9 protein-coding genes are annotated in these 13,449 nt (G+C 61.7%); 4 read left to right on the forward strand and 5 right to left on the reverse strand.

Annotated features, from left to right (window positions below; translation table 11 throughout):
• From rpmH to smc, 3 genes are all read left to right on the forward strand, one after another.
• Positions 1-120, forward strand: a 120-nt coding sequence (gene rpmH / locus NW844_RS07175; RefSeq protein WP_414334710.1) for a 50S ribosomal protein L34, incomplete at its 5' end; no start/stop codon positions are given.
• A gap of 59 nt (positions 121-179) precedes the next feature.
• A complete protein-coding gene (gene rnpA / locus NW844_RS07180) occupies positions 180-560 on the forward strand; it encodes a ribonuclease P protein component (RefSeq protein ID WP_414334703.1) in 381 nt (126 codons plus the stop codon).
• A 75-nt stretch (positions 561-635) separates the two neighbouring features.
• Complete coding sequence (gene smc / locus NW844_RS07185; RefSeq protein ID WP_414334704.1) at positions 636-4,178, forward strand: chromosome segregation protein SMC; 3,543 nt, start codon at positions 636-638, stop codon at positions 4,176-4,178.
• A gap of 128 nt (positions 4,179-4,306) precedes the next feature.
• Here smc and NW844_RS07190 read toward each other — a convergent pair whose 3' ends face one another.
• The 3 genes from NW844_RS07190 to NW844_RS07200 all read right to left on the reverse strand — a co-directional run bounded on the left by NW844_RS07190 (position 4,307) and on the right by NW844_RS07200 (position 8,931).
• The gene (locus NW844_RS07190) at positions 4,307-5,824 is read right to left on the reverse strand and encodes a leucyl aminopeptidase (protein ID WP_414334711.1); all 1,518 of its coding nucleotides are present in this window, start codon (positions 5,822-5,824) and stop codon (positions 4,307-4,309) included.
• Positions 5,825-5,898: 74 nt separating this feature from the next.
• On the reverse strand, positions 5,899-7,239 hold the full coding sequence (locus NW844_RS07195) for an FIST N-terminal domain-containing protein (protein WP_414334705.1): 1,341 nt from the start codon (positions 7,237-7,239) through the stop codon (positions 5,899-5,901).
• 90 nt (positions 7,240-7,329) lie between these two features.
• Entirely contained in the window at positions 7,330-8,931 is a 1,602-nt protein-coding gene (locus tag NW844_RS07200) for a LysM peptidoglycan-binding domain-containing protein (RefSeq protein WP_414334706.1), read from the reverse strand.
• Positions 8,932-9,334: 403 nt separating this feature from the next.
• On the opposite strand from NW844_RS07200, the gene cysS reads away from it, so the two are divergent.
• Positions 9,335-10,885 carry a cysteine--tRNA ligase gene (gene cysS / locus NW844_RS07205; protein ID WP_414334707.1) on the forward strand — a complete coding sequence of 517 codons (1,551 nt, stop codon included), beginning with the start codon at positions 9,335-9,337 and terminating at the stop codon, positions 10,883-10,885.
• Positions 10,886-10,895: 10 nt separating this feature from the next.
• On the opposite strand, the gene NW844_RS07210 is transcribed toward cysS, so the two are convergent.
• Both NW844_RS07210 and NW844_RS07215 read right to left on the reverse strand, forming a co-directional pair.
• The gene (locus NW844_RS07210; RefSeq protein ID WP_414334708.1) at positions 10,896-12,425 is read right to left on the reverse strand and encodes a S10 family peptidase; all 1,530 of its coding nucleotides are present in this window, start codon (positions 12,423-12,425) and stop codon (positions 10,896-10,898) included.
• Positions 12,426-12,509: 84 nt separating this feature from the next.
• Positions 12,510-13,103 carry a hypothetical protein gene (locus NW844_RS07215; protein ID WP_414334709.1) on the reverse strand — a complete coding sequence of 198 codons (594 nt, stop codon included), beginning with the start codon at positions 13,101-13,103 and terminating at the stop codon, positions 12,510-12,512.
• Positions 13,104-13,449 lie beyond the last annotated feature (346 nt).

Consider the following 13,449-nt stretch of genomic DNA (forward strand, 5'->3'; position numbering starts at 1 on the left):
GGCACCAATCGCAGACGCATTCGCGTCTCTGGGTTTCGGGCCAGAATGCGCACAGCAACCGGGCGGCAGGTCTTGCGGCGGCGGCGGGCCAAGGGGCGTTATCGCCTGGCTGTTTCTTGAGGCGCGATCCGGCTTTAAGGGCAGGGCCCTTTGTTTAGTTCAGGGTGGGATCCGCCACCATGCTGCCTGCTCCTTATCGCTTGCGGGATCGGCGAGCTTTCCAGGCGCTTTACCAAGCGGGGCAGCGTCGTTCCGGTGCGGGCTTGACCCTTCTGTTTCAGCCGATGCCCCCAGGGTGTGAAGGGATCCCCAGCCAGGTGGGGTTGGCAGTTAGCAAAAAAGTGAGCAAATCGGCGGTACGGCGGAACCGGCTGCGGCGTCGCCTGCGGGAGGCCATACGGCCTCTCTGTCCAAACCTAAAGCCTGGCTACCAGTTGCTGCTCATCCCCAAGCCCAACCTGCTCACCTACAAGTGGCCAGAGCTACAGGCAGAGGTGCATCGTCTTTTGCAAAAGGCCGATCTGCTCGTCGATCCAAGCCCAGATCCTGGGCCTTCTTAGAGGCTGGGCAGGCTGCACTACCCGTGCTAGCCTGGTGCCATCATCTGCTGCTGGTTGCACCAGATATGGGGTGGGATGTACATCAAGCGGATCGAGCTGACCCGATTCAAGTCGTTTGGCAGCACGACCTCGCTGCCCCTGTTGCCGGGTTTTACGGTCATCTCCGGCCCCAACGGCTCCGGCAAGTCTAACATCCTGGATGGGATCCTATTTGCGCTGGGGCTGTCTTCCTCACGGGGGATGCGGGCAGAGAGGCTTTCGGATCTGGTGCATTCCGGCAGCCTCAACAGCAACCGGCGGGTGGAGACCCACGTTTCCGTCACCTTCGATCTGGGGCCGGGAGAAGATGGCCAGCCCAGAGAATGGAAAGTCAGCCGTCGGCTGCGGGTCAGCCCCGGCAAGGGGGAGGATCCCGACTCCCTGCCCTACACCAGCACCTTCTACATCAACGATGTGCCCTGCACCCTGAGCGAGCTGCACGAGCAACTGGAGGCGATGCACATCTACCCCAACGGCTACAACGTTGTCTTGCAGGGGGATGTTACCAGCATCATCTCCATGAACTCCAAGGAGCGGCGGCAGATCCTCGACGAATTGGCGGGGGTGGCCACCTTCGACCGCAAGATCGCCCAGGCCAACGCCAAGCTGGAGGGGGTGCGAGAACAAATTGAACGCTTCCGGCTCATCGAGCAGGAATGGCAAGCCCAAAGAGAGCGGCTGCTCAAGGAGAGCGAAAAGGCGCAGCAGTACCAGCAACTGCGGCTGCAGTGGCAAACGCTGGAGCAGCAGCAACAGGTGTTGCTCTGGCGGCATTTGCAAGCCCAAGTGGAAGCAACCCAGGCAGCCATTCGTCAGCTTTTGGCAGCTCAGGAGCAAGCCACTGCTCAGGTGCAGACCTTGAGCGAGCAGTTGCAGCAGGCCGAAGCCGCCCTGAGCGAGCTGCAAAGCCGCATCCACGCCCTGGGGGAGGAAGAATACCTGCACCTGCAGGCCCAGATCGCTGCCACCGAAGTGCAACGGCAACAGCTCAGCCAACAGATCGCAGCCTGGCAGCAGGAAATCGAGCAAGCGCAGCGCCTGCAGCAGGAGCGCCAAACCCAACAGCAGCACCTGCAGACAGAGCTGGAACACCTGCAAAGCCAACAGGAGCAACTGGCCCAAGCCCAGGGATCCCTGCAAGCCCAGGTGCAGAAAGCCCGAATCAGCCTGGAGCAAAGCCGCGAACAACTGCGGGCCCTGGCCCAATCTGCCGAGGCCTGGGTCAAGCAGCAGCGCTACCTCACCCGCCACCTCGAAGAGATCCGCGCCGAACAGGAGCCTCTGCAGCAGGAGCAAATTCGCTTGCAAGAGCGACAACGGCAACTGGAACGGCAAAGCCAGGAGACCCAGGCGGAGATCGCCCAGATCGAGACGTGGCTGGGATCCCACCTGGCCCTCACCGCCGAGCTGGAACAGGCCTGCCGGCAGTCGGAAGCCCAGGTGCAGGCCCTGGCCCAAGAGCTGGCGCAACTGCAATCCAACCTGGAGCTGGATCGCGCCACCCACGAGCGGCTGGCCGCCGAGTTCCACGCCAAGCAGCGGCAACTGGACAAATGGGAGACCCGCCGCCAAGTGCTGCAAGAATCCCAGGGATCCCGCGCCACCCAGGCCATCCTGAGCGCCCGCCTGCCGGGGGTTTTGGGATTGGTGGCCCAGTTGGGGCAGGTGGATCCCCAGTATCAACTGGCGCTGGAGATCGCGGCAGGCAACCGACTGCACTTTGTGGTGGTGGAAGATGACAGCGTCGCCGTCAGCGCCATCAACCTCTTAAAGCGGGAAAAACTGGGGCGCGCCACCTTTTTGCCTCTGAACAAGCTGCCGCCCGCCCGCCCGCCCGCCCCCCTCAACTTAAACGGTCTGATCGACTACGCCATTCGTTTGGTGCACTTTGAAGAGCGCTACCGAGATGTTTTTGGCTTTGTGCTCGGATCCACCCTGGTTTTCCAGAGCCTGGAGCTGGCCCGGCCCTACATCGGCCAGCACCGCATGGTCACCCTGGAAGGGGAGCTGCTGGAAACCTCAGGGGCCATCAGCGGCGGCACCAGCCCGCAGCGACAGGGGATCCATTTTTCTGCCGGCGAACACTCGGAAGGGGAAGCCCTGCGCGCCCGCCTGGCCGATCTGGAAGCGCTGCTGGCCGCCCTCACCCCTCGCCTAAAAGCCGCCCAAGCCCGCGAAAAACAACTGGCCCAGACCCTGCTCCTGGCCCGCCAGGATGCCCTGCAAGCCCGGCAATATCTGGAGCGACACCAGGCCGATTGCCAAAACCAGCAGGCCCGCCTGCAACACCTACAGGGATCCCTGACGCAATGGCAAAGCGAAAGCCACCAGATCCAGCAGCGGCTGCACCAGATTCAACTCCGCTGGGATCCCTTGCAACAGCGCCTGGCCGACCTCACCCTCAAGCTCAGCCAACTGGAGGGATCCCCGGTCAACCAGCACTGGCAGCAACTGCAGCAGACAGTGCAGCAGCAGGAGAGCCACCTGGCGGAGCTGCAACACCACCTGGCCCACCTGGAGCGACAGCAACAGGAGAACCTCAGCCAGCAACACCTGAAGCAGGCCCAGATCCAGCACCACCAGGAGCGCCTGCAAGAGGGCGAACGGCGTCAGGCCCAACTTCAAGAGCAAATCGCCCAGGCCCAGGCCACTCTCGCCCAAATCCAGCAGCACATTGCCGAGCAACGGCAACAGATGGGCCAGATTGAAGCCCGCCTCGCCCACCTGCGCCAAGAGCGAGAGCGGCAGGAATTTCAACTGCGCGCCCAACAGCAGCAGCTCCAACGCCTGGAATGGGAACGCTACAACGCCCTCACCCAACAGCAAGAAAAAGAGGCCATCCTGGCCCAACTGCAAACCCAACTGCAAGCTGCGGCCCAAGCGCTGCCGCATCCCCTTCCCCCCTTGCCCCCCCACCTGACCCTAGACGAGCTGCAGCAGCAAAAACGCAAAATCGAAGAGCAATTGCGATCCCTGGAGCCGGTGAACATGTTGGCCATCGCCGAATACGAACAGACCCAAGCCCGCCTAGGGGATCTCAGCGCCAAACTGGCAACCCTGCACCAAGAGCGCACCGAATTGCTGCTGCGCATCGAGAACTTTTCTACTCTGCGCCGCCAAGCGTTTTTGGATGCCTTCCATGCCATCAACAGCCATTTCCAGACCATCTTTGCCCAGCTTTCCGAGGGCGAGGGCTACTTGGAATTGGAAAACCCAGAGGATCCTTTGGCTGGAGGTCTGACCCTGGTGGCCCGCCCCAAAGGCAAGCCGGTGCGTCGTCTCAGCGCCATGTCGGGCGGAGAAAAATCCTTGACGGCCCTCAGCTTTATTTTTGCGTTGCAACGGTTTCGCCCCTCCAGCTTTTATGCCTTTGACGAAGTGGACATGTTTTTGGATGGGGCCAACGTGGAAAAGTTGGCCGACATGATCTGGCAGCAATCCCGCCAGGCACAATTTTTGGTGGTCAGCCTGCGCCGCCCCATGCTCGAAAAAGCCGAGCGCACCATCGGGGTGACCCAGGCTCGCGGCGCCTACACCCAAGTAATTGGCCTGGTCAACCCCACCGCTCACGTCGGCTAAAGCAGCCAGCAGGCGGCCATCGCGGCGAGATCCCATCTCGCTCGCTATCCAGACAAGAGCGTAGATTCCAAAAACTCCGCAGGGCAAACCGGGAGATTTTGGTGATTTTGCAGGGCCCCAAGGCGGAGTTATGAGCTGCGCGCCAAGACCCACTCCACCAGCGTGCGCACCCCATAGCCGGTGGCCCCTTTGTTGTTGTAGCCTGCATCCTTCTCTGTCCAAACGGGGCCTGCTATATCCAGGTGGGCCCAAGGAGTTTTCTCCACAAACTGCTTCAGGAACAGGGCGGCGGTGATGGATCCCCCTGAGCGGGGGCCGGTGTTTTTCATGTCGGCCACAATCGAGCTGAGGCCCTCGAAATAGCCCTCCTCCATCGGCATTCGCCAGATTTTTTCTCCTGAGAGGTTGGCAGCTTGCTGCAGCTCCTGGGCCAGCGTCTCATCTTGGGTGAACAATCCGGCAATTTCTTCCCCCAGGGCAACCACACAGGCACCGGTCAGGGTAGCCAGGTCGAGAATGGCATCGACGCCCAGCTTTTCTGCAAATACCAGTGCATCTGCCAGGGTAAGGCGACCTTCTGCGTCGGTGTTGTTAACCTCGATGGTCTTTTGGTTGGAAGCGGTGAGGATATCCCCCGGATGGATGGCATGGCCGCTGATCATGTTTTCCGTGGCGGCGACAATGAAGTGCAGCTCCGCTTGAGGCTTGAGGGCGGCCAAGGCCCGCGCAGCCCCCAAAACCGCCGCTGCTCCCCCCATATCGGTTTTCATCATGGCGATGCTGCGGGAGTCGGTTTTGATGTTTAATCCACCCGAATCGAAGGTCAGACCCTTGCCCACCAGTGCCAATTTGGTGACGGGATCCCCTTGTGCCGGCTTGTAGGTGAGGTGGATGAACCGGGGCGGCAGATCAGAGGCTTTGGCCACACCCAGAAAGGCCCCCATCCCCAGAGCTTCACATTCTTCCTGCCCCAAGATCTCCGCCTCTAGACCGTATTCCTGAGCCAGTTGGCGGGCCGTATCGGCCAGGGCCAGAGGAGTAACGATGTTGGCGGGGGCAGCCACCAATTCCCGAGCCAAGATCGTCCCTGCAGCCATTTCAGTAGCCCGCTGCAGCGCGGCTTCGTAATCGGGGCGAGCCTGGGCCAACCCCGGCACCAAGAGGGTTACCTCCTGCACAGAAAAGCTGTTTTCCTCTTCCTGTTTGGCTGAAGATTTAAATCGATTGTCCCGGTGCGCCACCAATAGGCAGGCTTCGGCCACCGCCTGAACCACACGTACCCGATCCAACCCCGTCTCCGGCAAAGACAGCATCACCCGCTTGGCTTTTAAGCCATGAGCCTGGCGCAGGCCGTTGGCTGTGGCCCGTCGTAGGGCTTCTAGCGTCAGGGCAGCGGGATCCCCCAGCCCCACCAGCACCAGTTTGCGGAGCTCTCCGGTCAGGCGCAGGGCAACACTGCTGTTCGGCTTGCCCTGAAACCCTTGCTCCTGTACTGTTTCCGCCACCAGACCCGACCACACCTTTTCATCCCAAGAGGCGATCTCAGGGGGCAGAGGTAGGCGGCCATTTCCGCCAGAAGCCGCAAAGCAGTAGACCAGGGCACATTCCCCTTGAGTGAGTGGTGGCTCGCTGAGATGAAGCTGCATGAAAAACCCTTCGGTTACGCCGTTCACAAGCGATCCTCAGTCTATCCAATTTCACCGGCTCCCGGGATGGGGGTCTAGTGGGCGGGCCGGAAGATCCCGAAGCAAGAGGTGTAGCCGTGCAAAAAGGTGGATCCCCCAACTGGGCCGATCTCGCCGTTGCAAAAGAAGCCCCCCAGGGGTAGCTCCCCCAGCAATTCCCGAAACCGTTGCGAGTCAAAGTCGGGGGTGCCGTACAGCCCCTTGCCTCGTCCCAGACAGGAGAACATCAACGCCCCACAGGGCTCCGGCCTTGGTTGCGAGGGGCCCTCTGAGGAGTAGCTTTGCTGTAGGTTGCGCTCGGCACGATAGCGGCTGAGGGCCCACTGCAGATCTTCCGCCGAAGTCTGGGCATCGCGCAGATGAAATTGCACCGTTTGGCCGGGGCGCACCCGATCCCCGATGGCCATTGCCCCCAGCCGTGGATCGATGCCCAGGATCACGCGAATGAGAAAATCTCCCGGCGTCGGCTCGGATTTGAACTCGTCCATCAGCAGGCCGATAAAGAGAGCTTGGCGAGCCAAGCGTTGATCCGATGGGCTGAGCCGTTCGGCCAAATCCTGTAAGACCGCCAAAGGAGGACGCCCCTCTAAGCCGAGGATCACATTCCCCTCCGCTTCGGTGACGCGCAAGGGATCCCCGATGGGGCGACACCCCTGGGCCACTACGGCTTCCAGCACCACGTTGCCGGAAAGGGCCAACCCCACTGTGCCTACCCGATACAGCTCCCGCCGGGGTGTGGGGGTACGCGCATCCAGCAAGAACAGAGCATTGCCGCGCGGGCCGCGGCCGCCACTGGCCAATCCCCCCACCTTGACCGCCCCTGGATAGGCAAAATCCAACCCTTGCAGCAGCTCGGAGATGCGGGAGGAAAACCCATCCGCCAAGAGCAAAAAGTGCGGCTGGGTCTGCGGCGCAACTCCCACCAGATCGATCCACGCCGAAGGGGGTGCATCCAAGTCCGGCAATTGCTCCCCTTGCAAATAAAAAGGGCGCAAGGCTACATCCGGCAGCACCGCCAAAGACAGGGACAGGGCCGGCCCATCCTCAATTTCATGCCCCCCACCCACGATACCGCCGCCGGAGCAGCCGATCAAAACGTCCACCTCCAACAGCTCCGACAACAGGGGCAGCACGCGAATGTACTCGCTGGCAAAGGCCGCCGACACAAACAAAACCCCCAAGTTGGGCCGCAGAGGCTGAGAGGGGACATACCCGGTGAGCAGCCCCGGCAAGCTGCCGGATCCCACCGCCTGCACCTGTCGCGTCAGGGCGCTCTTCAGTTGGGCTGCCTGCAGCTTAGCCTTGGCTTCCTCCACCACCTGCCGCAGAGCCGCTTCCAGAGAAGGGAGCTGGGAGAGCGCGTTCACCCACTGCATCGGCGTGTTCCTACGGTCTGGAGTTTGCTTTTTTAGGCTAGCAATTTATGCCCGAACTGGTTGTTCGACCCAGGTTCTTTGGGGATAGGATCAGGGCAGATAGGGGCGGGGATCCACAGGTGCACCCCCGCCGGGGCGGACTTCAAAGTGCAGGTGCGGCCCTGTGCTGCGGCCCGTATTGCCCCGGCTCATGATTGTCTGCCCCTGCTGCACATACTGGCCCTGGGATACGTAGATCTGGTGGCCGTGGGCGTAGCGGGTAACGATCCCGTTGGGATGGCGAATATCCACGCGGTTGCCGTAGCCATCCCCGGCGTTGCCGGCAAAAATGACCTCCCCCTCCTGAACGGCTACAATGGGGGATCCCACCGGGCCGGGAATATCGACCCCCGCATGGAAGCGACCGCGACGGTAGCCAAAGCCGGAGGTGATTTGCCCGGCAACCGGCCAGATGAAGCCACTGCTGCGAGCCCGGGGAGGAGCTGGCGGCGCTGGCCGAGCTTGGGTCTGTCTCTGGGCTTGTCGGGCGGGGGCCGGGCGGGGGGGCTGCGTGCCCGGTGCCGGAATCGTCAGGCGTTGGCCAATGCGTAGCCAGTGGGGATTGCGCAGGTTGTTGGCCTCGATAATCGACCGCTGCGTTACCCCATAGCGAGCGGCGATCCGCTCGATGGTGTCACCGGCTCCCACCGTGTGGGTCAGGGAGCCACCGGCCAAGAGGGCCTGCCGTTCTTGCTGCATCTGCTGGGCCCGGCGCTGCTGCTCGGCCTGTAATCGAGCTTGCTCCTCGGCTTGGCGTTGGGCTTCCTCTTCCTGGCGGCGGCGCTCTTCCGCTTCGCGGGCCTTCTGGGCGGCGATCCTCTCCTTCTCGCGCCGGATCAGCTCGCCCACATCGCCGGGGATGAGTAGCCGCTGGCCGATGCGCAGATATTCAGGCCGATCCAGGGGGGTTGCCTCGATGATCCGCTGCTGCGGAACTTGGTAGCGGTTGGCAATGTCTTCCAGGGTATCTCCTGGCTGGACGGTGTAGATCAATCCCGGCTGGCTGGGGATCAGCAACTTCTGCCCCGGCTGCAGTGGCGTGCTGGCCTGCATACCATTGGAGACGGCGATAGCGGCGGCGTCGAGCTGGTACATCTGGGTCAGATGCCAGAGGGTTTCTCCCGGCTGCACCTCATGCTCGAGAATGCCTCGAGGCCCTTCCCCGGTTGGGATCTGGCCGGCCTCGAAGGCTTGCCGCAGTTGGGCTTTTTTTTGCTCGTAGTTCTGCTGCAGGGCGCCGGACAGCGTGTGCACCGAGGGCGGAATCGGCTCCGCCACCTGGGATCCCCAAGGGTGGCGATGCAGTTGTCGCTGCTGTAGGGTAGCGACCCCAGCCAAGCCCAGCATCAGCAGAAGGCTGGTGGCCCAAGCCGGATAACCCCGCCGCGCCGGCGCTGAATCCCCAGGCTCTGGCTGAGCTGTCTCAGCCTCGGTTGAGCGCCTGGCCGGCTGCAAATCCGCCATCTGCTCTGCCAAAGCTTCTGTGCAGGGATCCGCCTCCAGCTTCAGAAGCCACACCAGGCCCGTTAAGCTGAGAGAGAGGGCCAAACCGGCCCACCGGAGCCTCAAGGGGGCGGCAGGATCCCTGTCCCAGCCTTCATAGGCAGAAGGATCCTGAAGCGTTGGGATCTCGGGCGGAGAAAGGGGGCTCACGGCAGCACCCCTGTGCTCCAGCTCTCCCTGGCGGGGAGTTGAGAACGTCAATTTTGGGGGCATCCTCACACCAACAGGCTGACACTAGAGTGCAAGAGAAGAAGATGTCAAAATGAGGGGCACAGACCCCTTGTTATCCAACCCCACTGCGGTGGCTCAAGCCGAAGTGAAGTTGGATCATGAACAGGTTGGTTCGCACTCAGGTTAGGGTACCGTAGTTAACAAATCTAGACAAGCCTTTGCAGGTAATTTCGGCTAAAACGCTTACCCCACAATGATTTCAGCCCTTGGCCCGTTGAGATTTTGTCCAGCCTTATCCGATTCAGGGCAAAGTGTGCCACCTTACTTTTTTGAAAGATAGAGCCCACCTTGCTGTAGCTGAAACTACAAACTGGGGATATCAATGGACTTGGTTGTCTACAACACATTAACCCGCCGCAAGGAAGTGTTTCAGCCACTGGCAGCAGGGGGATCTGGGTTCATTTCTGCCGATCCTTCTCAGGGATCCGCCGAGGCGGCTGCTGGGGAGAAGCCCCTGGTGCGGATGTACGTCTGCGGCGTCACGGTTTACGATCTCTGCCACCTCGGCCATGCGCGCACCTATGTGGTCTGGGACATGGTGCGTCGTTACCTGGAGTGGCGGGGCTACCGGGTGAAGTATGTGCAGAACTTTACCGATGTGGACGACAAGATCCTCAAGCGGGCCCTAGAGCGGGGCGAATCGATGCAGGCGGTGGCGGAACGCTTCATCGCCGAGTATTTCCAGGATATGGATCGCCTCAACATCAAGCGGGCCGATCTCTACCCCAGGGCAACCCGATCGCTGCGGGCGATGTTCGAGCTGATCCAATCGCTGGAGCTCAAGGGCTTTGCCTACCGGGTACGGGATCCCCTTGCCCGTCAGGCGGAGATCCCTGCTTACGATGTCTACTACGCCGTCCGTAAATTCCCGGACTACGGCCAGCTCTCCGGTCGCAAGCTAGAGGAGCTGGAGGCAGGGGCCAGTGGCCGGGTGGGGGAGGAAGGGGCTGGCAAACAGGATCCCTTCGATTTTGCTCTTTGGAAGGCGGCTCCCCCTTCCGAGCCGGGGTTTGAGTCCCCTTGGGGTTGGGGACGTCCGGGCTGGCACATCGAATGCTCGGCCATGGTGCGAGAGACTCTGGGGGATCACATCGACATTCACGCCGGCGGAGCGGATCTCATTTTTCCCCACCACGAGAACGAGCTGGCCCAATCGGAGCCGATTACCGGCAAGCCGCTGGCCAAGTACTGGCTGCACAACGGCTTTGTCAACATCAACGGCCAGAAGATGTCCAAATCTTTGGGCAACTTCACCACCCTACGCCAGGCGCTTGCCGTCTATCACCCCATGGCCCTGCGGCTGTTCCTGCTGCAGACCCATTACCGCAGCCCGATTGACCTCACCGAGCCGGCGATGCAGGCGGCCAGCCACGGCTGGGAAACCCTCCAAAAAGGGATCCACTGCGCCCAGCAGTTTTGCCAGACGGCATCTCCCGATTGCGAGGCGATGCAAGCCTTTCAGGCGGCCATGGACGATGATTTTGGCACCCCTGGGGCGCTGGCCCTTGCTTTTGAGCTGGCCAAAGAACTGATCCGTGAGCACAACCTCTTGACCCACCAGGGCCACACCCACCTGCAGCCGCAGGTGCTGAGGCAGAAGAGCGCCGCCCTGCTGGAGATCCTGACCACGCTGGGCTTCTGCTGGCCCCAGCCTGCCACCGCCCAGGGATCTGAGAAAGCCGTCGCCAATGGGGAACTGGCCAAGCTTCCACCCCTCGAAGAAAAGCAGATCGAGGAGCTGGTGGCCCAACGCACGGCAGCCCGCAGGGCGAAAAACTTTGCCGAGGCGGATCGAATCCGGGAGCAGTTAAAGGCCCTGGGGATCACCCTCATCGACCAAAAAGACGGCACCACCCGTTGGCTGCGGGAGTAGGGGTTGCCCATCACGAAGGGATCCCTAGGCCGGAAACGGCCTGGCGGTAGAACTGGCGCATCTCGGCAAACCACTCCACTCGCGAGGGATCCCAGGTGTAGAACATGTGGCCGCCGCGGTAGTGGCGCAAGAGAAGGTTGGCCTTGAGGCGGGGATCCAGCTTCATCAAGTCCACCAGGTGGTCGGAGGCAAAGTAAGGGGTGACCAGGTCGTAGAAGCCGTGGTGAATGCCCACCCGCAGGTGGGGATTGAGGGCCATGCTGCTGCGCAGCTCGTCCATGGCGCCAATAAACCCTTGCTTGAGTTCCCCTTTGGGGGTAAACCGCCAGGACTTGAACACCTCTAAGTTCAGGAGGTGGTAGGTCAAGTCTGTGTCCACCTGGAGGGTCTCCCGCAGGTGGCTGTTGATGGCGGCGGTAAAGAGGCGATCCACCCCATCCAAGGTGGGATCGGATCCCTCGAAGGTAGGCCGATCCGGAAAGGGATCCACCGTGGTGACGGAAGCATCGTACAGCCCCAGCACCAGCCGCTGGGAGCGCAACAGCTCGCGGGCAAAGCTGGCCGGGTCGATCCGACCGCCTTTGTGGGCCACATACTCAGGTGAGAGTCCGATCCCTGCCGCCATCTCTGTGTAGATGGCCTGCCGCTCTGCCTCTGGCATCGCCTCCCCCATGGCCAAAAGAGGCAACAGCCGCTGGCGGGCAAAGCCTTCTGCTTTGGGCAGCAAGATCTGCAAATCCTCCCCCCAGCCACACCGCCCGTGATAGGCTGCCGTGGCCACGTAAGAGGGGAACAGGGTTGCCCAGGTGCTGAGGTTGTAATCGGTGGTCTCCAGCAGCCCGAACTCGATGGCCGGCGAGATGAGAATCGCTCCTGACAGGCCCACCCCAAACTTGGCTTGCAGCTCCTTGGCCAGCCGCGCCACCCGAAATCCCCCGTAGCTCTCACCGGCAATGAAAATGGGAGAGAGCCAGCGCTTATACCGCGAGAGGAAGCCCTGGATAAACTCGCCCAAAGATTGCAAATCCCGCTCCACGTCCCAGAAGGGTGCTTCTTTGGGGGGCTCCTCCTCCTTCTCCTCCGGCTGAGTGGGCTTGGCCGCCGGATCGGATTTTTCCTGAGAACTTTTGGCGTCTTGAGACTCCTTGGGCAGGGCGCGGCTAAAGCCTGTCCCCACCGGATCGACGAAGACCAAATCAGAAAACAGCAGCCAACTTTCGGCGTTATCCACCAGTTGCACCGGCGAGGGCGGCAGGCTGCCGTTGGGCCCAAAGCAAATCCGTCTCGGCCCCAGGGATCCCATGTGCAAATAGGCAGAGGCGGCCCCCGGCCCGCCGTTGAAAACAAAAGTCAGCGGGCGGTGCGGGGAGTCAGAATCCTGCCTCAGATAAGCGACGTGAAAGATCTCGGCCACCGGCTTTTCTCGGCGGAAGAGCGTCTGCCAGCCAGCCACCGCCCTGTAGGGGAAGGACTCCCCCCCGGCGTTGAACGTGTGCTCTGTGGTGTGCAAGACAGGAGTGGACTTAGATTCTGCAGGCATAGAGACACGGGAGCTGCAACTTGCCTATCCAGTAAATCACAAGTTGCCAGATCTCCACCCCTGCCTTGGAACAGGAGCCGAGGGTTACAGGGTGAGCGGCGCTTCCAAGGTCAGATTAAAAGATTGGCCGGGGCGCAGCACCACCACCTGGGGAGCGGTAACATTGCCTACCACTACGCCAGCCGCTGCCCCTCCCAGGACATTGCCCGCCGAGACACCGCCGGTGATGGCTCCCAAAAGGGTGCCTGCGGCTGCCCCAATGGCCGCATCCTGGGCGATGGCCTCAGCCGAATACTGCCGGGGATCTTTCTCGTCGTGAAGAATGTTGGAAACAGCCCGCAGGCTATAGGTGCGACCCCCGAGGACGATGGCAGTGGCAACAAAGCGGGATCCGCCCGGCGCCGGCTCCATCTGCCCGAAGACGCGGCTGCCAGCCGGGATCACCAAACGCCCCTGGTTGTCGAAAATGTTTTGCGTGACGGCCACTTCCAGGGGATAGATGGTGTCTGGATAAAAGTATTGCGGCCCTTCGCTGCTGAGGCTGCCGACGGGAATGATCGTCCCCTGCTCAAGGCGGTAGGTGCCCAATTCAAAAAGCGGCTGGGCCACCACCGGCAAGGGGGCCAGCAGAGGGATCCCTGCCCAACCAATCACAGCGGCTGCTAAGATAGCTTTCATTGCAAATCTCCTAATTCTCCAGAGTTCTGGCGGGTGTCTGTGGCCTTGCAGGGGCAGTTGCCTTCCCTGTGCAGATCTCTCCATAACTTCTAGGTTATCGAATCAAAGTGCCAGCCCCTTTTCCGGGGTGAGTAGCTTTATCTGCAACTTTGGGCAGTTTTGGGCAGCCCGAAAGCCTACTTGTTCAACTTGAATTGAGGCGCACGGCCCTCACCCCCAGCCCCTCTCCCAGAGGCCCAAGCGCTCCGCGCCGCTCACGCGACCACCCCCAGCCCCTCTCCCAGAGGCCCTCACCCCCAGCCCCTCTCCCAGAGGGAGAGGGGGGATGGGGCTCAAAAGTGCTGGA

Source organism: Synechococcus sp. H55.2, assembly GCF_047462495.1.
Lineage (GTDB): Bacteria > Cyanobacteriota > Cyanobacteriia > Thermostichales > Thermostichaceae > Thermostichus.